23 protein-coding genes and 1 pseudogene are annotated in these 22,848 nt (G+C 35.1%); 7 read left to right on the top strand and 17 right to left on the bottom strand.

All coding sequences use genetic code 11. From position 1 onward, the window contains the following. Positions 1 to 4 precede the first annotated feature (4 nt). Entirely contained in the window at positions 5 to 352 is a 348-nt protein-coding gene (locus ACVBAX_RS21665) for a metal-sensing transcriptional repressor (RefSeq protein WP_160548478.1), read from the bottom strand. A gap of 346 nt (positions 353 to 698) precedes the next feature. On the opposite strand from ACVBAX_RS21665, the gene ACVBAX_RS21660 reads away from it, so the two are divergent. After that, on the top strand, positions 699 to 1,616 hold the full coding sequence (locus tag ACVBAX_RS21660) for a plastocyanin/azurin family copper-binding protein (protein ID WP_377058893.1): 918 nt from the start codon (positions 699 to 701) through the stop codon (positions 1,614 to 1,616). 88 nt (positions 1,617 to 1,704) lie between these two features. On the opposite strand, the pseudogene ACVBAX_RS21655 reads toward ACVBAX_RS21660, so the two are convergent. The 3 genes and pseudogenes from ACVBAX_RS21655 to ACVBAX_RS21645 all read right to left on the bottom strand — a co-directional run bounded on the left by ACVBAX_RS21655 (position 1,705) and on the right by ACVBAX_RS21645 (position 4,583). Further along, positions 1,705 to 2,090, bottom strand: a pseudogene (locus tag ACVBAX_RS21655) (RidA family protein). Between the two features lie 32 nt (positions 2,091 to 2,122). Then, positions 2,123 to 3,406 (bottom strand): dicarboxylate/amino acid:cation symporter, encoded by a 1,284-nt coding sequence (locus ACVBAX_RS21650; RefSeq protein ID WP_447118800.1) that lies wholly within the window; start codon positions 3,404 to 3,406, stop codon positions 2,123 to 2,125. Between the two features lie 28 nt (positions 3,407 to 3,434). After that, entirely contained in the window at positions 3,435 to 4,583 is a 1,149-nt protein-coding gene (locus ACVBAX_RS21645; protein WP_447118799.1) for a threonine synthase, read from the bottom strand. A 138-nt stretch (positions 4,584 to 4,721) separates the two neighbouring features. On the opposite strand from ACVBAX_RS21645, the gene ACVBAX_RS21640 reads away from it, so the two are divergent. Further along, a complete protein-coding gene (locus ACVBAX_RS21640) occupies positions 4,722 to 5,591 on the top strand; it encodes a LysR family transcriptional regulator (RefSeq protein ID WP_160548475.1) in 870 nt (289 codons plus the stop codon). A 176-nt stretch (positions 5,592 to 5,767) separates the two neighbouring features. Here the strand turns inward: ACVBAX_RS21640 and ACVBAX_RS21635 are convergent, their stop codons facing one another. The 5 genes from ACVBAX_RS21635 to ACVBAX_RS21615 form a co-directional block, all read right to left on the bottom strand. Further along, positions 5,768 to 6,391: a nitrite reductase gene (locus tag ACVBAX_RS21635; protein WP_160548482.1), complete on the bottom strand. Its 624-nt coding sequence runs from the start codon at positions 6,389 to 6,391 to the stop codon at positions 5,768 to 5,770. Positions 6,392 to 6,721: 330 nt separating this feature from the next. Next, positions 6,722 to 7,459 (bottom strand): urease accessory protein UreH domain-containing protein, encoded by a 738-nt coding sequence (locus tag ACVBAX_RS21630; RefSeq protein WP_447118798.1) that lies wholly within the window; start codon positions 7,457 to 7,459, stop codon positions 6,722 to 6,724. Positions 7,460 to 7,496: 37 nt separating this feature from the next. Continuing rightward, positions 7,497 to 8,315, bottom strand: coding sequence for a C39 family peptidase (locus ACVBAX_RS21625; protein WP_377058867.1), 819 nt, complete (start codon positions 8,313 to 8,315; stop codon positions 7,497 to 7,499). Positions 8,316 to 8,408: 93 nt separating this feature from the next. Next, complete coding sequence (locus ACVBAX_RS21620; protein ID WP_160548473.1) at positions 8,409 to 8,921, bottom strand: VanZ family protein; 513 nt, start codon at positions 8,919 to 8,921, stop codon at positions 8,409 to 8,411. Positions 8,922 to 9,152: 231 nt separating this feature from the next. Continuing rightward, on the bottom strand, positions 9,153 to 10,619 hold the full coding sequence (locus ACVBAX_RS21615; RefSeq protein WP_447118797.1) for a UDP-N-acetylmuramoyl-L-alanyl-D-glutamate--2,6-diaminopimelate ligase: 1,467 nt from the start codon (positions 10,617 to 10,619) through the stop codon (positions 9,153 to 9,155). A gap of 899 nt (positions 10,620 to 11,518) precedes the next feature. Between ACVBAX_RS21615 and ACVBAX_RS21610 the strand changes: the two genes are divergently transcribed. Continuing rightward, entirely contained in the window at positions 11,519 to 12,184 is a 666-nt protein-coding gene (locus tag ACVBAX_RS21610) for a hypothetical protein (protein ID WP_447118796.1), read from the top strand. Positions 12,185 to 12,262: 78 nt separating this feature from the next. Here the strand turns inward: ACVBAX_RS21610 and ACVBAX_RS21605 are convergent, their stop codons facing one another. The 4 genes from ACVBAX_RS21605 to ACVBAX_RS21590 form a co-directional block, all read right to left on the bottom strand. Next, positions 12,263 to 12,595 (bottom strand): hypothetical protein, encoded by a 333-nt coding sequence (locus ACVBAX_RS21605; RefSeq protein ID WP_447118795.1) that lies wholly within the window; start codon positions 12,593 to 12,595, stop codon positions 12,263 to 12,265. A gap of 447 nt (positions 12,596 to 13,042) precedes the next feature. Next, positions 13,043 to 13,153 (bottom strand): putative holin-like toxin, encoded by a 111-nt coding sequence (locus ACVBAX_RS21600; RefSeq protein ID WP_377058617.1) that lies wholly within the window; start codon positions 13,151 to 13,153, stop codon positions 13,043 to 13,045. A gap of 411 nt (positions 13,154 to 13,564) precedes the next feature. After that, positions 13,565 to 14,635 (bottom strand): hypothetical protein, encoded by a 1,071-nt coding sequence (locus ACVBAX_RS21595; RefSeq protein WP_447118794.1) that lies wholly within the window; start codon positions 14,633 to 14,635, stop codon positions 13,565 to 13,567. Positions 14,636 to 14,931: 296 nt separating this feature from the next. Then, positions 14,932 to 15,738, bottom strand: coding sequence for a hypothetical protein (locus tag ACVBAX_RS21590; protein WP_447118793.1), 807 nt, complete (start codon positions 15,736 to 15,738; stop codon positions 14,932 to 14,934). A gap of 91 nt (positions 15,739 to 15,829) precedes the next feature. Here ACVBAX_RS21590 and ACVBAX_RS21585 point away from each other — a divergent pair, with 91 nt between their 5' ends. After that, entirely contained in the window at positions 15,830 to 16,480 is a 651-nt protein-coding gene (locus ACVBAX_RS21585) for a hypothetical protein (protein WP_447118792.1), read from the top strand. A 64-nt stretch (positions 16,481 to 16,544) separates the two neighbouring features. On the opposite strand, the gene ACVBAX_RS21580 is transcribed toward ACVBAX_RS21585, so the two are convergent. Beyond that, a complete protein-coding gene (locus tag ACVBAX_RS21580; RefSeq protein ID WP_447118791.1) occupies positions 16,545 to 17,084 on the bottom strand; it encodes a hypothetical protein in 540 nt (179 codons plus the stop codon). A 230-nt stretch (positions 17,085 to 17,314) separates the two neighbouring features. On the opposite strand from ACVBAX_RS21580, the gene ACVBAX_RS21575 reads away from it, so the two are divergent. The 3 genes from ACVBAX_RS21575 to ACVBAX_RS21565 all read left to right on the top strand — a co-directional run bounded on the left by ACVBAX_RS21575 (position 17,315) and on the right by ACVBAX_RS21565 (position 19,099). Continuing rightward, positions 17,315 to 18,160, top strand: a complete 846-nt coding sequence (locus tag ACVBAX_RS21575; RefSeq protein WP_340906819.1) for a hypothetical protein — start codon at positions 17,315 to 17,317, stop codon at positions 18,158 to 18,160. A gap of 18 nt (positions 18,161 to 18,178) precedes the next feature. After that, on the top strand, positions 18,179 to 18,463 hold the full coding sequence (locus ACVBAX_RS21570) for a hypothetical protein (RefSeq protein ID WP_447118790.1): 285 nt from the start codon (positions 18,179 to 18,181) through the stop codon (positions 18,461 to 18,463). Between the two features lie 324 nt (positions 18,464 to 18,787). After that, positions 18,788 to 19,099, top strand: a complete 312-nt coding sequence (locus tag ACVBAX_RS21565; protein ID WP_447118820.1) for a YolD-like family protein — start codon at positions 18,788 to 18,790, stop codon at positions 19,097 to 19,099. A 145-nt stretch (positions 19,100 to 19,244) separates the two neighbouring features. Here ACVBAX_RS21565 and ACVBAX_RS21560 read toward each other — a convergent pair whose 3' ends face one another. The 3 genes from ACVBAX_RS21560 to ACVBAX_RS21550 all read right to left on the bottom strand — a co-directional run bounded on the left by ACVBAX_RS21560 (position 19,245) and on the right by ACVBAX_RS21550 (position 22,465). Then, positions 19,245 to 19,874 (bottom strand): hypothetical protein, encoded by a 630-nt coding sequence (locus tag ACVBAX_RS21560; RefSeq protein ID WP_340906823.1) that lies wholly within the window; start codon positions 19,872 to 19,874, stop codon positions 19,245 to 19,247. After that, positions 19,855 to 20,331 (bottom strand): hypothetical protein, encoded by a 477-nt coding sequence (locus ACVBAX_RS21555; protein WP_340906825.1) that lies wholly within the window; start codon positions 20,329 to 20,331, stop codon positions 19,855 to 19,857. Before ACVBAX_RS21555 ends, ACVBAX_RS21560 begins: the two co-directional genes overlap by 20 nt. Before the next feature lie 979 nt (positions 20,332 to 21,310). After that, positions 21,311 to 22,465 (bottom strand): hypothetical protein, encoded by a 1,155-nt coding sequence (locus ACVBAX_RS21550; protein ID WP_340906826.1) that lies wholly within the window; start codon positions 22,463 to 22,465, stop codon positions 21,311 to 21,313. Positions 22,466 to 22,848 lie beyond the last annotated feature (383 nt).

The following is a 22,848-nucleotide window of genomic DNA, read 5'->3' as shown; positions in this document are numbered from 1 at the left end:
CCTTTTATTTTTTCATTAATTTTTGAACCGTTACTAGTACTTCGTCTAACACTTCCATATCACCTTCTTGAATCCTCTCCACAACGCAGTTTCTTAGGTGGCCTTCAAGAAGAATTCTTGCAACACTATTTAAAGCGGACTGAGTAGCCGCAATTTGAGTAATGACATCATCACAGTAAGTATCTCGTTCAATTAACCCTTTAATACCTCGAATTTGACCCTCAATACGATTTAAGCGGCTAACCAAATTCTTCTTCACTTTATCAGAATGATGGCTTTTTCTGTCACTCGTACAGCAGTCATCTTCTGTGATTTCTGGATCGTCTTTCAACAATTCATTTTCCATAATCATTACCTCCTTGAGCTCATTATATTATACCCCAGTATAGTATGTAAATAGGTGAGTTTAATATTTTTTGTTTAAAGAAGTATCTTCAGCAAGAAATTAATCCCTCTGACAGTCAAATTCATTTGTATGATGTCTTCCTCGTAATTATATTCTTTATATTTTTCATACAATTATATTCCCATTCATATTAATCCATGGTTTCGCTCTTATGAATTCTTTTTTGTCCTTTTATCAATTATTTAGAAACTACTAAAGATATGTTCATCTGTTTTTCATTAAATATAAAGAATTTGGTATGGCTTGTACGGCTTAGTCATATCATTGTAGCAATACAGGAGGGTTGAATGTGATGAACATTTTTTATTATTTTGTATTAGGTACACTTGTTTGTATTATCCTTTTGGCTACATTTTTGTCTTTTTATTTTCGGAACAGACTAAAAAACATGGCTGGCATGGTTTTATCCATGACTATAGGAATGAATGTGGGTCTAACGGCCGGATTGCTATTCGGAACTATGTTACAAGGAAATTTGTATCTTTCTACCCTCTTAGCTATACTAGCTGGTGTTATTGGAGGAGCTATTTGCGGTCTTGGATTTGGGGTTTATGCCTTTTTAGAAGGTCTAATGGCTGGTCTTATGGGTGGCATGATGGGTGCGATGCTAGGAGAAATGGTTTCAACAGTACAGGCGCACACCCTCATTAATATTTTTCTTACCCTTTCAGTTAGCTCCTTGTTATTATTTCCTGCACTAAGAATTCAGGCTAAAACAAAAGAAATAGCTAACAGAATATGGTACACCAAACCTGCGTTTGCCTTTCTTATCCTCTCCGGTATGTTGATATTCGGCAGTCAGTTCAGTAAGGTACAAGTCCAGTCAGAATCAAATATATCCAACCCAGAGGATAAGTCTCAACAACCGAGTGATATACAGCCGGAAAATGCTATGATCCGTGTTCAGGCAGCTAATTTTCTTTATAACCCTCAAAAGATCATCGTAAAAGAGGGAGAACAGACTTCCATTACATTGGATAACCTTGATTCTGTTGAGCATGATATTGAAATTAAAGAGTTTCCTGTTGAGAAAACTGAAGTGGGGCATGCGGGACATGGAGAAAACAGTCCAGATTTCCATTTACATGCACCTGCAAAAGACACGACAACATTAGTTTTTACTCCGTTACAGAAAGGGACGTATGAGTTCTATTGCACCATCCCGGGTCATAAAGAAGAAGGAATGACAGGTGTTATCGTTGTAATATAAATGGTTTTGTAATTCATCCTAAAATCTAAAAAGCTCTGTTGTGAATACCTTCGCAACAGAGCTTTTATTCTTATCAGGCTTTTCTTAATTATCTATTGTTACTCAAAAAGGCTATTGCCTCTAGTTCTATTGCCACATCTTTTGGAAAACGTGAAACTTCAACACATGAACGTGCAGGACGATGGTCTCCAAAATAAGAAGCATAAACCTCATTAATCTTCGTAAACTATTAAGGTTTGTAATAAATACTGTTACTTTTACCACGTCGTTTAGACATGCTCCCCCACCCTCTAAGACTGCTCGGAGATTATTGAATGCCTGGTGGGTCTGCTCTATTATATTCCCATTTATTATTTCTCCTGCTGGTGTTAATGGTATTTGTCCGGATGTAAACAAAAAAGAACCAACTTGATAGGCCTGAGAATATGGACCAATTGCCATAGGAGCGCGGTTAGTGTGAACTTCTTTCCCCATATTTATTTCTCCTTTTTATTTTATATTTGTAACTATGCCTTTAAGGTCTCATTAGACTGTACTACCTCGGGTATCTTATTCATACGCCTATCAATGACACTCGCACATACCGCATCTCCTAAGACGTTGACTGAAGTTAAAGGCATATCTACCAATCTCCAGAGCCCTAATATAATAGCGATTCCAACACCATCAATAGGGAGACCCACTGCTAGAAATATCATAGAAAGTGATACAATTCCACCACCTGGGATTGCTGGTGCTCCAACCGAGGCTAAAAGAGATATTAAAATGATTGTAAGGTATTGCATGAGTCCAAGTTCTATGCCATTCAGTTGAGCTACGAATACGGCTGCAACACCATGGCTCAAAGACGCACCATTCATGTTCATTGTCATCCCAAGAGGAAGGACAAAAGCACTGACATTCTTGGATATTTTTAATCCTTCTTCACAACAACTTTTAGTAATTGGTAACGAAGCTGCACTACTGCTTGTAGCGAATGCTGTGCCCATAGCAGGAATCATTTGACGCAAAAATGTAACCGGACGTAAATTAGAAAAGAAGGAAATCATAGAACCATAGGTGAGTACCACGTAGATTACCAAACCAAGGACAATAGACACTACGTATTTTGCCATCGAACCAACCAAATCAAGACCAGCAGTCCCCATAGCAGTAGCGACAAGTGAAAAGGCAGCAAAAGGTATGACTTTCATAAAAATAAGAACCAGTTTCATCATCACTTCATTTAATTGTGAAATAAAGTGTTTTATTGTTTGACCTTTTTCTCCAACAAGGGACAAGGCAATACCAAAAAGCAAAGAAAACGTTAGAACCTGTAACATGTTTCCTGAAGCCATCGCTTCGATTGGATTACTAGGTATAATGTCTAGTAACGTTTCCCTTATTGTTGGTACCTCTTCTGATCCAGATGTGGAAGTACCATGCCCCCCACTTTCCCCTTGTTCTAAAGCAGTATCGGGTAGCTGTACGTTTTTGCCAGGTCCTACTGCTATAGCCGTTAAAATTCCAATTGTACACGCAATAACAGTCGTAATGACAAATAATGAAATGGTGGTTAGCCCCATTTGACCAAGTTTCTTAGGAGTCCCTGCAGATGCAATACTTGTAACCACTGCTGAAAAAACTAATGGGACCACTACCATCTTAATTGCCTTAATAAACAATTCACCAACAGGAGCGAAAATGTAGTTATTTAGGATTTCGTAAATTCCAGGTGTGTATATGCTCAATCCCAATCCTGTTAAAATACCCAGTAAAATAGCTATTAGTGTTCTGGTGGCTAATTTCATTCTTTTTCCCCCTTTTAAAAAATGCTATTTATACTCCTTTATAACCATGTGATGTAAGCATAAGAAGAACCTTGTCATCTTTATTGATTTCTCCCGATTTAATCAATTTTAATGCTGCTGGCCAGGTGACCGCCGCGGAACCTTCGAGAAATAACCCTCTTTTTGCTAAGTCCTTTTGTGCTTGTTCTACATCAATATTAGGAATAGAAACGGCTCCTCCACCTGATGAATTAATAGCTTGCAATGCTTGGTAGGTAACTGTATTACCTCCAATTGAAGGCGTTTGACTGGAATCCCCTTTAAATTCCTCTCGATAGTCTCTTCCTTGAAGAACTTGTGAAAGACGAGGAAAAGGTTCTACTGCATATAAACGAGGAATTGAATTAATCCACCCCATTCGCTTTGCTTCTATAAACCCTTCCCATATCCCCCATAGCAGGTCACCTCTCGTGCAAGGGATGATAATTGCAGTTGGCAATTTAGCTTTCATTTGCTCAACAATTTCAAAAGCTACTGTAACATATCCTTGAACACCGAACAGATTGCTTCCTACTGGAGGGGAGCTGTAGTTTGTAGCAGGATAGGCCCCCTCATTCTCTACTTGATTTCTTATTACCTCCCATCTTTCCTTTGAATTGGATACTTTGATAATCTCTGCCCCTGAAATACGAATAGCTTTCTCCCAGATTCGGGCAATTTTTGGTGTGGTCACAATTTTGCATTGCAGACCACCAGCTGCTGCATAGGCCGCCAAAGACGCACCTGCATTTCCACTTGAAGCAGCCACAACTGTTGTTCGTTTTAGTGAAGAAGCCCTTGCAACGATAAGAGGGCTCATTCTATCTTTGTGGGATCCTGTTGGATTTTGTCCTTCATTTTTTATCCACAACTCAGCGATACCTAATTCATCCGCCAGTCCTTCCAAATGAATGACTGGCGTTCCCCCTTCACCGAGGGTGGGAAATGAGCGGTAGGGTAATCGGTCGATATATCGAAACATCCCCCTTGCTTTTTGATCGATATCCCATGAAGTCTTGTAGTCAAACAGAATCTTTAAACTGGCAGGGTACCCATCCTCTAAACAACGGGGACAACCTTTAAAGTAATCATCCAGTTCAAAGTGATGTTCACACCTAATACAAGTGAGAGCTGTTATAAGACCATTCAAATCGTACACCTTATCCCTCCTATAATTAATTTTAATATTTAGAATAATTAGAATTAATGTTAATCTTAGAGAAAGTGAATGAATTTGTAAAACGAATATTTTAAATATGTATTATCAAGATTTTAAATAAGTGAAGGAGGCATTTTAATGGATATTGATCAACTAAGAGCTTTTGTTCTTGTTGCAAATACGAAAAGTTTTACTCGAACCGCAGAACTTTTAAACGTTGTTCAATCAACTGTTACAACTAGAATACAAATGTTAGAGAGGCACATTGGAAAAGAATTGTTTGAAAGAGATAAGCGAAACATTAAACTAACGGAGGCAGGAATTATTTTTCTCCCTTATACAGAGAGAATATTGGAACTTACTGATGAAGGAACAAAGCTTGTACAAGTAGAAAACAGCTATAAAAATCATATCGTTATAGGGACAACTCATGCTTTATGGGATTATGTATTATTCGAAGCAGTAGATGCATTCCAAAAATCACAGTCAGAAACCTCACTTGGGATGATCACTGAACATTCCAATATTATTATCAGAAAAATGATTGACGGCTTAATTGATATGGCAATTGTCTTCTATCCTGTCAATCATACGAAAGTTACGATGGAGCTAATTATTGAAGATACTTTTATTTTGGTAGCTAATCCTCAATTTGAATTTAAGAAACCTCTTGTCCTACCAGAGGACTTACATAATCTATATATTCATTTAGACTGGGGTGGGTCTTTTTCAGATTGGTTTAGTAAGATCACTTCGAATCAACTATATTACCAACTACAGGTTGACCATGTTTCTCTTCTTCTGAAATTTTTACATTCCAGACATGGTGTCGGTTTTCTTCCCAATTCTGTAGCAAAGCGTCTAATATCTGAAGGGAAAGTTATTAATGTTCCATTTGAAGCAAACGTTCCTGTTCCGAGCAGATCTATTTATTTGCTGAAAAGGAAACAATCATCTACATATAGCAACATGGAGGTACTTTCAGATTATATTAAGGAGGTTTTCTAAGTTTTTAATCGAGGACACCATGTTCTCCTTATTATCAATAAAAAGGCCAAGGAGAGAGAGTTCACTCCTCCATGGCCTATTGAAATCTATATAAAATGGTGACAATTATTAAAAACAAAAATCTGTTTCTAGGGGATTGGCCAGCTTTTCTAAATAGATAGATGTCCATTGGTTTTCTATTGGTTAATACTAGCCAAAAGTTCGTCTGCCCCAAATCTTTTTACAAATTTATGGAAGGCTTCCCGTTTCTTTCCTTGCTCATTATAAAGATTAATAATCTTATCAATCGCTTGATACAGTTCATCAGGTGTAAGTTGTTCCATTAGCAATATCCCAGCTTCCGCGTCTTTACCTTTTGATTTTCCTCCAACATAAAGGCTATAGGAATCTTTAATTTTCATGACTCCAATATCATTAATCATTGGTTCACCACATCCAATTGGACAACCGGTGTAGGCAGGTTTTAACGTAAAAGGTACAGGTTTTCCTGCAATCCGCTTATTTAGTTCAATGGCAACCGGCATCCCCTCTTCTTCAGCGCCTTTACAAAAATTACAGGTTCGTAGACTTTTCACATAATTCCCAACTGGGTAACAGCTTAAGCCTGCATCTTCAAATTCAGCAATTATTTCTGTTTTTCTCTCTTCTGGAATTTCAATGTATAATTGCTGGAATGTTGTGAGCTCAAGCTCCTCCCCTTCCTCCAGATATTTTGCTAGAACAATCAGTTGCTTGGCGGTTAGCTTTGCACCGAATTTGATTCCTCCGTTGACCGCAATTTTAATCTTTTTATCACTCATCATGGTAGTTCCCCTTTCTTAACCCTAAGTTATTTAATAATTCCTTTTTTAACTTTTAAGCTTTAATTTTAAAGACTAAATTCCACTTTCGTCCTATGTTTTAGGGTACCCCTCTATAGTATATTTTATCCTTTTACCGAATGTAAATAGGTGTTAATAAAAGTTTTTCTGGTTAGTACGGGAGATTACTAAATTTACTATGGGGCGTTTAAGGTAAAAAAAGGCATAAACTCGGTACAATACCGCGTTTATGCCAACCACATTCCGCTTAAAGAGAAAAACAGTCTAACTTTATAGGGGAACTTCAGCTTCAGATGGCTCTTTATCCAATTAAATCCCCCAATAAGTTAATGTGTCCAGGACCCCAATTAAAAGCATGACTACTCCCGCCAACCTCTGAACGAATAACCCCAATTTTCTTCCGTTCTTTTTCAACAATTTACCACTTAAATCAAAATACCATATTAAGAAGATGGAAAGGATTAAAGGGACCGATGTACCTACAGCAAAAATAGCTGGAAGAACTGGTCCGTAGGGTACAGCTAGTGCGATAGGCATTAGAGTGATAAAAAACAATACAAACATTGTCGGGCAGAAGCCAAGGGTAAAACTCACGCCCATCAAAAATGCCCCTATCTTACCTTTTTTCATAAATTTATTTGGAATATTTCCTAAGGTTAGAGAACTTCTGAATTTTATTATTCCAAGCATAAAAAATCCGATAATGATTAGTAATGGTCCAAAAGATTTTCTTACCCAGGGAAAAAGCATTGTTAACGTTGATTTGGCCTCATTCCCCACAACCCAAACGATTAGACCCAATAAGGCGAACACAACGATTTTCCCTAAGATAAAAAAGAGAACCTCCCTCCAAGCGAGCCCTTTTTGAACCGATTGATTCCCATATATCGTAATAGCACCCAAATTACCTGTAAATTGACAGGGTGCTAACGCTCCTACAAGGCCCAAAATTAAAGCAGACAGGAGAGGAATACCCTCCGTTTCTCTGAAAATGTTGATTAATGGTTGGCTAAATAAGTTACTAATCTGACTAAATATCTCGTACATAAAAGCTTCCCCCCCTTTTATTCTGAGTTTTCACAGCCTATTTACTCCCTTCTATCGTGTTAGCATCAGGAAGAAGACTGATGGCCTGACTTCCCATCTGCTTCCACGCTTCTATAAATGGATCCTTTGGCTTCGCTAGATTCTTAATACCTGTGATGGGATCATTGAAGTAGATGTATTTATTATCGTAACCTGTTATTAATACAGAATGTTCTTTATAGGTAATCTTCACTTCTCCACTAGGTGTCTTCCAAGTTTCAAAGGCATTTTCAGAGAGTGGTTGATAAGTAGTATTGATAATTACCCAAACTGGAATTTCAAGTGACAAATAAGTTTTCAATTCTTCGAAATTTCTCCCTGTAAGGTCAATAATTTGTCCGGGAAGAAATTCTTCTGCTAGCTTTTTAATAGGTTTATGATACACTCCATAACCGGGATTGCTGTATGAATACATATCACCTATGTATCCATCATTGGGGTTTCCCCAATATATCGTTCCATTTTCTTTTTTCAAGGGAGTAGTATTCTTGATAACTCTTTCCGCCAGTTCCATTTTTCCAATATCGATACCTTTATACTGGAGAAGCATTGCGAGACTAGTAACCTCACATCCTCTCGGAAGCTCCGGAAATTGTTTTACAATTGGAGCATCCAACAACACATTCTCCTTTAATTGCACAACTAAATTATTCATACCAGATGCTTTTACAGTTTCCACCTTATTATCCTGAGAAATTCTATCTAGTAGGTTCCTCACTCCTCCCTCATTTTTAATTATGGCAAATAGAAAATAACTGATCGCTGAAGCAACAATGATTAAAATCGATAATGCTATTTTTCCTACTCTTTCCCCCAAGATAAAATCTCCTTATAACTTATTTCGCAATAAAAATAACCAAGCCGAGTTACACTAGTAAACTAATAAATTCAACCTCTTAAACCAATATTTCTACTTTATTTGAACCACTCGTTTAAAAACAGGGTAAATTAAAAAACCAATTAATACTCCTGTAAAGTTTAGAATCAAATCGTCAATGTCAAGGTTTCCACGGTGGGAGAAATATTGAAGAACTTCAATTATAGAGATAAAAATAAGAGGACTAAATATAATATTCAAAACGGAAAAATTATGCTTTTCTCTCCTAATCATTAAAAATAAACCAAAGGGAATGGTCAAACATACATTAGCTGCTAAATTATAAAATGAAATAAATGGGTTTACCTTGCCTGAAAAATAAAATTGAATGGTACTAAACGGTATTAAATTAAAATTTCCATAATATTGTTCAGTCGGTCGATTAAAAAGAAGCAACCCCAGACTGGCTGAATAAACAATTAATAGTAGAAAAATAATATACAAGGATACAACCATCTTCTCGTTTCTAACAAAGCATACAATAAAGTATACAAGTAAAGTGATTCCGATCCAAATAACCAGGATAACGACTTCATGTAGATACATGAATAATTGCATCAAAAATGGCAGTGAAAGTAAAAACATACACTGTGAAAATATTAGCGAACGTAAGAATGATTTTCGTATATTCCCCACCCCATCTTATCTTCTTCATCCTTCCAAAACGAAAAGTGTATTAATATTCTTGTTAAGCCTATCAAGATAAACAAAGACAGCATGATTAGCTTTTTTAAATACATACTGTCTATCATTAGGCTTAAGGCCATCAGTCAAATTCTATCGCTCAATAAATTTAACTTTCTTTGTAAATAAATATTTAATTGTATCAGCATCAGTATCAGTAGGCAAAGAGAAATCCTCCTTATAGGATTCAGGCCCCTTCCCGGTTATAATAATGCAAGAATTTTTATCAGCATGTTCCCACGCATACTCAATAGCACTCGTCCTATCCGTTATTATACGTGCCTTTCCCTTTCCCCACTTAACGGCTAATTCGTTCAATTCTGTCTTCATTTTTTTAGCTGAAACACCGTTTAAATCGTCAAAAGTCAAAATGATCTCATCACAGTAGAATGAGGATATATCCATCATTTGTTTTCTCTTCGAAACGTCTTTGTTTCCTCTGAATCCGAAAATATGAATTAATTTTTTATTTTCCCGTCTCTTAACTGTTTCCAAGAAGTTCTCCATCCCATCCGGTGTATGTGCATAATCAACTACAAAAGATATACCCGAATGATGTTGATAAACTTCATAGCGTCCAGGAACCCCTGGGAATGTTTCGATTGCTTCACAAATTAATTTCATACCGACTCCCATTCGTCGAGCCAACAGGATGGCGGCCATTGCATTTTCTCTATTGTAGGCTCCCGGCATGGATAATTTAATGTTCCATATCTCATCTTTCCCTTTTTCTTGAATGATGAAATCGGAGTCTAGCTGTTCATTGAAAGTCAGTAACTGAAGATCATCCGTTGCCTGGTGTCCGAACGTGTAAACAGGTATCTCTCTACATCTGAGTCTTTCAATCATCTTTAAACCCCAGGGACAACGAGAATTTATGATTGCTGCTCCATTGGATCCCAAGCAATCAAACAGTTTAGATTTGGTTTCAAAATACTCGTTAAGGTCCTTATGATAATCCAAATGATCCTGAGTCAGATTCGTAAAAAGACCAAACTCAAATTCAATACCCTCAACCCGTTTTTGATCAAGACCATGTGAGGAAACCTCCATAACTACACTTTCATCATTACTTAAACTTAATAACTTGTTTAACTCCAATGAACTGGGGGTCGTTGCGGTGGAAACTAACTCCTGCCCATTTATGTAATTGGAGACTGTACTGATCAAAGAACAAGACTTTTCTGCATATTGTAATATATATTTCACCATATAGGCCGTTGTGGTCTTGCCATTAGTCCCAGTTATTCCTATCATTCTGTGCTTTTTCGCTGGAAAGTTATAAAAGCTTGCTGCTAACCTTCCTAACGCTTCCCTGGAATCAGCCACGCGAAAATATGGTACCGGCAAAGATAAAAGGTCTTCTTCTCCAACGATTGCCGAAGCTCCCTTTGAAATGGCCTCACCAATATACTTGTGTCCATCATTGGTGAATCCCCTTATTGCTATATAAATATCTCCCTTTTGAACCAAACTTGATTGAAATTGAATACTATTGATTTCAATATCAGGTCTGATTTCAGTTTCAATTAAAGGGGACATAAGCTGGTTTAGCTTCATTTACAAACACCGACCTCCTAATTCAGTTAATTCTAAGTTGACTTGATAGATTACGTTTCTATATTATCGACCCAATTGAGATTTACTTTCTACCAATTCAGAAAGATATATCTTTGGTTCGTTCTGCTAAAGTCAGTTCCCTTAACTTCCTAAAACGCTTTTAAGCACATAAGACCATTTTTACCCTGGTCGTAATCACCCTAAACTGCATAAATTCTGCAAATTTTCTATCTTTCAGGTTCATTTTTTCACACATTCAACTGTGCCTTTTTTTTCTCAAACATAATCACAAAAGCAATACTTTCTTCTAACTCTTTTGGCTAGATACTAGGTAAAATATTTAATAAATACGGACCAATATTAACGGTAACTAAATACTTTAGTTACCGTTAATTCTTTAGTGTTAGTATCAGATCCACCTTAACAATTAATCACACATGTATAGTAGAATAAAAATGTCGAGATATTGTGCAAAAAATACTTTTTTTTCAAGAATGTCTAAATTTCTATTTTCATTTGTCAAAATAATTACCCACTAGTTGTAATTGAATTAAATAGTATTCAACATTACCGGACTATACGAAATAAACTCTTTGGTGAATATGAAGGCGCTAGAAGGATCCGAAATATAAATAAACGGCAAAATTTTAAAAAAAAACGGCTTGGCCGTAGTAGATAAATTGAATTCGTGGAGGATCAGAATAAATCGTACAGAATATATCGTTTAAAAAAGTTTGAGGATGTGGGTTTACACCATGATAGTAATCTAATTGCAGTTTTAATAATAGTTCATTATTTGGTATTTGTTTCTTTTTGACGTATTGGGGATTTAAACGTGTTTTAAAAGGGCTTAAACAGTATTTTTATAAATTAAAGATTACATTGAATGGAGAAATAGAATGGTATATTTCAGTACAAAAAGGCTATTTCTTATATTTTTTATAATTGGAATCGCAGCATTGCTATTATACATAAATACTATCGTTAATCCGAGTTACAACAATGACACTTATTCTCTCTTTGTTTCTATCGTCTGCTTGTCTATAGCAACCTACACCCTAACCGGTTTATTGGGCATTAATCGCAGAATCAAAAAATTAGAAGATAAGAAATGGCAAGAGGAGTTTAGAGAAGAGAACAAAGAAGAAATTGAAAGTATGGCCAGGCAAATTCGCTTTTCTGAAGCAAAAAAAGTTAAACCTTCCCAGGAAGAAACAGAACTGCAAAAATTTGATCAGAGCATGAAAGCAGCTGAAGCCAATTGGAAAGGCAAAAGTAAGAATGAACGTAACCCATTTGAACTTTATATGGCTAAGGAACATACTCTTAAAGTGTACAAAAAGATCGCAGATATATGGTCAATCTTTGTTTTGGGATATACCGCTTTTTACATACTTAATCTATCGATTACTGATATCCCCTTCTTAGTGTTTTATCTTATGGTGTTGGTTGTCTTTATTGCTCTATCTATTATTGGTTTAAAGAAATCTAGACAGTTACAAGAGTTACGACAAGAACTATATCCAAAAGTGTTAAATGACCTTATTAAGATAGTTGAAGAGTAGAATTGAAAAAAGCGGATATCTCATTATGGTGAGTACATCCGCTTTTACTTTTTTATTAGAAATTCTCCTTAACTAACCTCAAAGGATTGCTGAAGTTAAATGGTCTAACGTTTCCCTTCCCTCTTCCGAATCAAGGAAAAATACTTTCAAATCATCTAAGGTAAAAAAAGTGGTCTCTAATTTAGATTCATAGTTTGGAACATCTATTATAGGTAAATGAAAAATAACAAATGAACCCTCTTTTCCGCTAGCATAAATCTGATAGTGGTGATCTTTTCCCTTTTGTATGGGAATTTCACTGTGCGTACACTTTACTACGTTTAATAATAAATAAGGATATATACTACAGTATTCTTTAAAGGCTTTTTGAAGTTCAACTGGTAATTCATCTATTGAAACTTGCTTCCCCATATTAATCCCCTCACTCTACCAATATATAACAGCATTATTGACTTTTTTCCCTTTATGTAAACAATGCTAGGAATATATCGGCTAATTGAGGTTCAATTTTGATAAAAGAATCTTTGCTATTTGTTTTATGGGCGTGTACTTAGAGTTAACCATCTGACCTACAGAGTTAGGAACAGGCTATGGCCCGTTTATTCTTCCAATTTAATTATCTCAGGACCATTGGGGTTAACAAAGGGAATTAGAAGGGTTTATAAGGTGTTCATAAAGCAATTGATAAGTAATTTATAATTTTAGTATGATTGTGTTATAATGGTTATAATAAAAAAACATCAAAGGTGCTGGTAACACCTCTGATGTAAATACAATGAATTTGCCTATCGGGGCAATCGGCTCAGGTATCATTGAGATAGACCTTCCTTTGAATTTCTCAGGTTCGAAAAGGAAGGTCTATTTGTCTTTTTTCACAAGTGTCACAATTGCTACGACTACTCCGACAAATGTTAACGTAAACATACCAAAGTTAATTGCCAAGGTTAATGCGTCTTGTATGGACACCATCTACTCACCCCCTTTCTCTTGTGGGGTGAGCCGACCTTCCCTCGAAAGCCTATTCAATTGTATTTCCTTCATTATAACATACAATTTTTGAAGCGGTGTGTGGGCTAAATGCCCATTAATTATCCTCTTTGGTTAGAAAATATCTGAAATAGAAAAGGAATAAAATTTTTCTTTCATTCCTTAACACGTTTCACTTCAATATGAGTGGTTCTTTTAAAATTTTTGATACATGGCCAACCAACTCCCTAATGGGGTACTCAATATGCTTTTCAGGTTGAGTAAATGTAAAACCTCTTTCCTTTAATAACTTAATTAAATCTGTAATTCCAATGGCACCATTACTTATATTTCCTAGTTCGCTTAATATAGTCTCTTTCCGTTAATCACTCAATTACTGGTGAAACCTATATTTTAGGTGGTACTAGAGCCCTCTGTCGATTCTTCGACATTTACAGGAAGCAAGTTCAAATAAGCAGCTAAATTCCAAATACCTTCAGGTGTTGGTGAAACATCTTGGTGATTTCTATTTGGATTTCCCCATTTTGCAATTACCCTTTTTTCAGTCTCTTCATATGTCTCATTAAAAATAGACCCTCTTTCATAAGAATACTCAATCGGATGATCATCTATTGAAGCTACAGAGGAGTTTTTCTTTTGCTGCTGCTCTAACTGTTTCTTTAAAATCCGTTCTTGCTCCTCCTTGAACTTAATTTCATCAAGTTCTTTGAAAAGCTTTTCCGTTGTATTCATTCGTTCAAGGTTCTCATTCTCCCCGAAAAGGTTAAACTCCATGTGTTCAGGATCAATAGAGAGGGCATTTTCTAATGAAATATAAATAGGTTCTGCTAAAAGTCGGGCATTATTACTATCTAATAATAGATAACGTAAGATGGTAGCCTCTCTCTTTGTTGGATTAATGTAAGTGATACTTTTAGGAAAATAATGCAATACCGTGTCACCGACTAAGACTTTTATGAGTTCTGGAGGAAGAGCCTTAATATAGTCTTGCCAATCCAAATCTTCTGAGGTAATTACACTTGAATCAATTTCCGTTTGAACAAAAGTCGTATAAGGAAGGCCAGATTTATACGCTAACCATTCATCATCTATGAAGAAATGTGCTTTGAAATTATTCTGCTCGTAAATTTCATTACGCTTTTCTACATTTTTTGAATACGCTGTATTGGTTCTAATACCAGTTAAATAGTCAATAGCCCATACTTCGCCATTTGGATGCTTTATGATGAAATCGGGAACTATAGATAAAATCGTTCGATATAGATATCCGGGTTCTACCGTTAATCCAAGGGGTTTAGATTGCCCCTCTAAAATGGTACGGATGATAGTTTTGCCCTGTATATGTTTTGTTGGTTCTTCATAAGTACTAATTTTCTTATCATATTTTTTATAGTTTTCACTATAAGAACATTCGGATTTATCCCAATGACGAAAATAAAAATTTCGATCAAATGGTAAAACCATTTCAACTGGTGAATCACAACAAAGACAGTGAAATGCTTTCTTCTTTGCAAAAGAACGGTAATCCGCCTCAAGTTTAGCCTTAACGTCTACCCTTTCAAATCCCCTGTTCTTCTAATCTAATCCTTATTTCCTCAATGTTTACTAATCCATTATGAAGTATGGCAGCATTCACTTCTCCACCACCTGTACAAAGTATTATCTCTATCCATTATAACTAAAATAGACTATAGCGATAGTTAGCCAAACATATAACATACTATATGTTACCTATATTAATAACATATTATATTAGGAACTTATTCTAGTAGCTCTATGGCACGTTCCTGGATTATTTTAGTCAATGCCCCTCCATAATTGACCTTTAACCGATAATAAACGGATATGTACATATGAGCTAGATACTCCTCTTCAACCATCTCTTTGTCAAAGCGGATTAAATTACCAATTCTAACCTTATTTATCCCTTGTGTTTCAATCCTTCTATAGAAGTTCACTTTATATTTTAATCCCCATTCACTGACAAGATCACGCTGACTTTTCAAGGCTAAAGGGAAACTATCTATGGGAATAACACGAGAATCGTTTTCGAAATCTTTCCAGATAAAACTATCCATCACCCGTTGCATGTGGTTTCGGAATGAGACCGGTTGTGCTTTCTTTGCGTGATTAAGTGTAAGCAGCTTCTCTTTTATTTCAAGGACTGCAGCGGGATCAAAATCCTTTTCATAAAATCTTTTATATGTAATTACCTTTTCTGCTTTGTTGCAAATATACTGTTTAAACTCAAAACGGTTAAACAAGATTCGTTTATTAAACAAGGGAATCATAGTTTCATCGATAATATGGTTAGTAGCATATCTCATCAGCATAAGTTTACTAACCTCTGTTATTCGAATGTGTGGAACCTCTGGAACTATTTTTTTAATTACATACTGGTAGGAGCAACGGAGATAACTGGCTACTTCCTCAACAGCTAAAGAATACCCTTTTTCAATTAACTCTATATAAGCCCGACTAATCTCAATTTGTTTTCTTCCCTCTCCTTCGATCCTGATAAGATTGGGTTCATCATATTTAAGAACCCTCTTCTTGTCTATATCCATGGAATTCACTTCAATCATATATGTTACCAATATAAATAACATATAAACGAATAACTTTCACTTACATTATCCAATAGCTGTAAAAGGCACTATGCTTTGGACACCACTATCTATTAGTCATTTAAAGTCAGCTAAACTTTTTTCTAAATTAAGTAGAAAGCTAGAGGATAATTTCGATGGTAATTCATTTCCAAGCAAATCATACCAAAATTTCTCTTATGTAACTGGATGTATTTTTGCCTCAGTCTCTTTTCTAGAATCAAATATCAATGAATTATTAGCTGAAGCTATTGATGGAGATACTGCAACATTACGGCAAGCGCTAACTATTGAAGAAGTTGATGAGATTAAAATATTAGCGAGAAAGATTAAAAGAGGAAATCTCAAACCACCAGAAAAGATGTCTCTAATATCAGCAAAATATATGGAATTTCTAAATGTGCTTGGTAAGGAGAAGATAGACCACCAACTATTCGAGGATACTTTGTTATTAATACAACTAAGGAATAGGTTAGTTCATTACAAACCGGAATGGGTTACCTCTGAAGATCCAGGTTCTATATACGATGTGGAAAAGGAATTAAGAGGAAAATTTGATGAGAGTAAACTATATTTAGGTACTGGTAACCCTTTTTATCCCGATAAATGTCTTGGTAGTGGGTGTGCAGAATGGTCTTATCAAACTGCTAAGGCTTTCGTTGATCAGTTTTATAATAAATTAGGTATTCGTCCGCATTATTAAAATCAACCATTAAGTAAAAAAAGCTCCTTTTACTGCAAATTCACAGTGAAAGGAGCTTTTCTTATTATTTTGTTGGTTTAAATGGTGAGAAGAAGCTATATACCTTTGAAATTAATCCAATATTTTCAGTGTGATTAGATTCTAACGATTCAATCTCTTCTAGAATTACTTTCCGTTGAGTATTAATCTTTTCAACTTCAAGTCTTTCAGTAAGATTTAACTCGGTATCTTTTCGTTTTCTTCCTGCTTCTAAAAGTTTAATTTCATACTGAATTTGAGTTTGTTTAACTGGGTCAGTATTATTTTTCCCTTTTTCTTGCCAATATTTAATCTTTTTATCAATCTCATTGTTAGCTTCTTTAATCTTGCTGTTAGTACTTGTATTTAAACTTGATTCTTTGGTATCTAACTCTTTTAATACCGTTTTATTTGCTTTTATCTTATTTTCAGTATTAGTGGCTAATGTCTTAGAATAAGAATTTTTGTAGTTATTGAAATTAATAAATGCGTCCTTTAAAGTTGGAGTTGCTGCACCCACAGCCGTCGGCAATAGGGTAGCTCCTGCGATAACCCCAGTCATAATTAACTTTTTTGTTTTTTTCATTCTCGTTCTCTCCTTGGTTCCTATTGAATTAACAGGATTTTATGGTTTCCATAACAATCGGTTAAGATTAGGCTACCAATAATAAAATTCCGATATTGCGTATTTTCACAATAACGAAAAAATTTATTGCCTTTTTTGGGATAATTACCCATATTTCTCATAGCCGTTTCTAGTAAGAACTGGTAATCTATGATTACATTTATCTCTTTGTTTCAAGGAAGTGTTAGCCTATGGAAAGAATCGCTATTCAGGAATTAAGCGCATATTGGAAAAAGCAGTATTTGCAACAAAAAGACTTATCCAGCTTTCAAGCGGAGGATAACGATTTTAAAGAGATTTCTATACGGACCCGTGAAAAATTCAATTTAAATTACTTTCCTCAACCCTTCTATGGTTACTTTGAGGAAGATATGAAAAATGATGTATTAGTGCCTTTAATCAATCCTGGTTCATTGAACGCTTCGGATGTGTTAAAACAATTCCCCTCTGATTCTGAGATAGAGTCTAGAAAGCAATGGAATTTGAATATCGTTGAGCGTCACTGTACCAACATCTGGACAAAGGAAGTGTTTCATCAGAAAGAACGGGAATACGACCGTGTATTTGGAGGAAAGAACAAACATTGGAGAGGTAGAAAATTAATAGAAGTTCGCCAATTACTTGGTGAAGACATTGGATTTTTACATACTATTGAGTTTTTCCCTTTTCATTCAGACTCATGGAAGGTATCAAAAAAAGACCGGGAGACCTTATACAACTTACCAAGTACTATACATGCTATCAGAGTACTTGAAGAAATAGCTTCCACAAGAGCGGTACGACATATATTAGGAATCGGACTACCGTGGATAGATATATTAAGTCACTATTCTAACCTTTTCGTTCTTGAAGATTGCAAAACGCTAAAAGGTCCTAAAGGGAAAGTGGGACAAAGATTCTATAAGTTTAAACCTGTTCGGAATTCTGAAGGATTACCTCTCGTGATCTACTCTACTTCATCCATGAATTTACCGACCAATCAAGAAGGTGTGGATATTATTCTTGAATTCCTTGAGCATAATCGGATATTCGTCTAACAAAGGAGAAACAATGAAATGGATAAGAAAAAGCTATCTAAAATCTCAACCATTTATATGTTAGCTGTCTTTGGAGCTTTTTTGATATACAGCTATATAAAGGATTGGTCCATAGTTGTAAGTGAAGATAAATATGAACTATTAGGTTTTGCAGGGTTAGCATACATTGGTACCATTCTGTCTGGGATTGACCTAGCAGCCGTAAAGGATAAAGAGAAAAAAGTGAGCAAGAAATCGGTCATTCAAGGAGTCAAATTAGCATTGGTTTTTATTGTTATTACTCTTCTAGCCAAGTTATATTAAGAAATATATAAAGGATAGGTGTATTCTTTGCAATTAAGACAATTTACTTTTAAATTTTTGATAAAATTTCTTATATTCTTTCTAATTGGGATTATTACAAATGCTATGTTTAAATCCTCATTTAACCTACTAACTGCCTTTTCGGTGGCTTTAGGATTATCGTTCGGAGTTTCAGGAGGTTTTGGATTGATATTCCGCAGAAAAAATAAATTGAGTATTAAATAATTTTTTATTTCTGTTGTAATACTTGAAATTCAGGCATAAGATATGAGAACAAATGTTCTTATTAGAAAGGTTGATTTTATGCTTAGGGATCGTGGATTGATGAAGTATAGACCTGTAGCATTCATGCCTGAACAAATAGCCAGTATTAAGCAGATGTACAAAGAGCAAGACGATGTGAAGATGCCAGAATTGGATGAACAACATCTTGAAAAGTTGGACCAGACCATATGTAACTGCATGGAGTTCAACTTGGAGGCAACCGTAACATTCTACAAAAAGGCTCGATATGAGATAACAAAAGGTACGATCCATTACATGAATGAGTATAGCAAGTACATACGTGTAGTGGATTCCTTTGACCAATGGACACAGATTGAACTAAAAAACATTATTGATATTCGAATTAATTGAAGCATACATGCAATAATCTAAACGGTTTGTCATATACTTAATGTACAGCTATGAATTGCAACTAGACTAAAGTAAGCACCCTCTATTTAAAAGGGTGCTTATATTTATGTTATCGTAATCTATACAAATTGGTCTGAAACTGAAATTACTTAAGGTGAGTCAATATAGATTTTTGCAATTTCAATGTGTTACCTTCCTTCTTAATCATCTCAATGAAATTAAGAAACACAATAGCAATGACTTCTTCGACGGTTACACTTTCCCCAGAACTCATAAAGGGTTGTAAATCGTGTAATAACACTTCCGCTCTTAGTAGCTCGGATTTTTTCATCCGAATCGTAATATAGGCCATTTTTGCGTCCTCAGAAGGTGTTTCCTCTATTTCTTCTTCTTCCACCGTTTCAAATTCAAATACGTATTTAGAAATAGGTTTCATGATCCGTTTCTCTTGAACCCTCTTACGAAAGTAATTCTGTTTACCCACCAAGATAAATTTGGCTATTTGCTCATTCTTAGCTCCCATTTTAATTTGTCTTAGAAAATCTTCGTATAAGAGATAAATCAAATGAGAAGCATCAAAGTGGAAGGGAACCTCTGATTCAAAATTATCCCGAAGATCATCACAGAAGACTTCTCCTCTTAAATATTCATAGTAAGGTACCTTCACTTCGATAGTTGGTCTATTATTAAAGAAATAGCTAAAAAATCCTCTTTCTTCCGTATTACCCGATAACCTCTCCTGTAACACATTTAAGTTACTGTAGGATTTTTTCAATCGTTCCCCCTCCTTCTAACCACTTCATTATTGAAAGCATGACCTGATAAACAACCTTACGTTCTGAAAGATTTTTACGAATAGCCAGACCATGAGGACCTCCAATTTCTATATACTCCGTTTCAAGAAGGTTCGTGTGCATATAGACTTTGGTATCTTTGTAATCGTGCTGCCAGGATAGAATATGCTCATTACGAAGTCCAAATCGTAACAATTGCGTATTAAATTTCGTCTGACTAAGAGGCTCTTTTCTTTGAGACTTATATATTCTTGCTGCTTCCGCACGGTAGCTTTTAAGTTTCATTTGAATCACTGGAGAAACAGGGAATTTTATTGAGTGACACTTATCTGATCTTATCGCCCTTTTTGAAGGTGTTCTTTTTGACTGACTTGGTGTAGGAGGTTTCTTCTCATTTGCTATCTCGATATTATTGAACAGTGGATTAATGTAGTCCATCCTCTCCCCCACCTCTCACTATTTTAGTAGGTAACTTTCGGTCATTTTTCCACTTTTCCACTCTTTACTAGATATATATGGATGAAGGGACAAGGTTTAGAACTATTTTTGTATATTTCTAGCCATATCTGTTCATAATGGGACTAACTAAGAGGGAATTCTATTGGAGGGTGTAAGATGAGTAAGAAACAGAGGGAAAAGGAAATAAAGGCTCTAAAAGAATTGGAGAAACGAAGAAAGAAAGCAGGATTTAAAATTATTGCTGTTAAAGTGAAATGATCCTTACTTGGTGTAAGGATCATTTTTTGGTTATTTGAAACTTAATTTCTAGGACCTCTTTAGAGTTCGTACGGATAAAGAATCTCCTATCCTTTTGCAAACGTTTCAAATAGAAAAGGAAAAGTTAAAATGCTGAGAGAGTTATTACTGATTTAAGGCTTTACTGAGATTAAAGTTTGACTCCCCTACCTTATATTGATTTTAATATAAGACAAATTTTTTTATTAGAAAATTCCAGTTCCATTTTTAATTTTCAACTTACTTTGTATAACTTAAATAAATAAGAGTATAAATTTAAGGTATTTATAATATAAGTACAGAATAAGATATAAAAAAACAATATTTAAAAATATAGAGAACTAATTAGGGTGCTTGGAGCCTTGATGTTACTGATTTTCACGGTACTTTATGCCAATAAAGAATCGGATAATTCATTTGTAAACATCTTTATCAGCAAAATAACCACTTTTAAACAGGTACATTACCAATTTACTAACTTAGTAAGAAATAGTGAAACAGAATATACACTTATCCACATGTGGATAACCGAATAGTGATTTTTAGAAAAAACCACCTGAAACAGATTAAGTTTCAGGTGGTTTGATTTTTGTCTGAATGAACCTGGATTTTGTAAAGAAAGGAAGGGTTTAACTACACGAGAAATAGCCCTGTTAATCTACATTTTTTTAACAGAGCTAATTTATTTCATTTTTTGTATAAAATTTGGATACTTACGATTTGCATTTGCATAGTGGAAGATTGCTTCCTCTACTACTTCACCATAAGGATTAGGGTTGTTTACATAGTGTCCAAACGAAGAAATCAAGCTGCTACGTATAAATGCTCCAATAGACCGCACTTGATTTTCGGGGTCATTCTCCTTCTTATCTTTATAGAAATCAATGAATTGTCCGAAGGCAGAATTAAATACATCAAATATAACTTTATTCCTTCTAGGAATTGATTCATTATAGTATTTCATTACATCGATCACTTCTTGTTTTACAGACCCAAGAATGTCTCTAATATCCTTTTGAGTATGTTTAATACCTTCTTCCACAAGCTTGAATGATACTTCTTTTCTTACGGCGGCTTCTACTTGTTGTGTATCGTATGTATCTTCTAATTCAGCAATTAGAGACGGATTAATCGTGACTTTGAACTTTTCGATAAATACTTGTACGGGGTTATTTTGCTTTCGAACAGTTAAGCGGTCTTTTCGTGGTCTTCGTTCTGCTACTCCTACTGGTTCAAAAGTAAATAAACCTTCAATAATTTCAGCCCATTGTCTAATTTTAAGGGCAGTTTTTTTCATTTTTTGCTTTAGGTAACCCATTCTACGAGTTAACCCTTCTTCTGCTTTCTTCCCCTTTAGATTGACTAATCGAGTAAAAGCATTAAAGAGATCAAGGAGCATAATGATTCCTGCAGCATCTCTTGAAGATACCAATCTCTTTAAAGCGGAGCCTTCCGTAATTTTATAAGGAATACGGAAGTAATTTAACCCTTCTTCTCTTCCTGAGTGTATATTAAATTCTGGAGTGTTCCATGTTGAATAACCGATAATTTCATAGTATGGTTGATTCTTAACGATCACCTCTTGTATGAAACCACGTTGAAACAGGGCCTCCATCCCCCCATATAATGTAGAGGAAGGAATCCCTGTCATTTTCGTGAATTTAGTTAGAGAAAATGAGTTAGCGTGTACTCGTCCTAAATCGTCACACTCTAAATGAAATAAAACATAAGTACACACAGCTGAAGCTGGGAGAGGATAACAATCATGCTCTACTTTCAGTTTTGTTAGTCCATCTTGAAAGAACTTTTTCCCGTTAATGGTTTTAATCGTAGTCATTGTATCCCCTCCCTTTGGTAAGATTGCTATAATTTCGACATATTGGTAACAAATACTAGTTGTATTCTAACAAACCGAATGATTCATAAAGGAAAACCTTTATATTGATATACCATTAGAAGTACTGATACGAATGGGTTTAGTAAAATTTTCAATTTTTTTAACTTCCTCCAAGTTGTCCTATGTGATTCATAACGAAAATCAAAAAGAGTAAAGATAATGTTGATTTATAGGGAAATATGGGAGATTGGCGATTTTTTATATCCTCTAAGTTGTCCCAAGTGATTCATATTACATCCTCTAAGTTGTCCTTTTTTTAAAAATGATTCATAAGGAAATATAGATAAAATGGTTATGAATCACTTTAGATAACGGAAAAAGCC

This window comes from Robertmurraya sp. GLU-23 (assembly GCF_052983275.1).
This window is presented reverse-complemented; position numbering and strand designations above follow the sequence as displayed.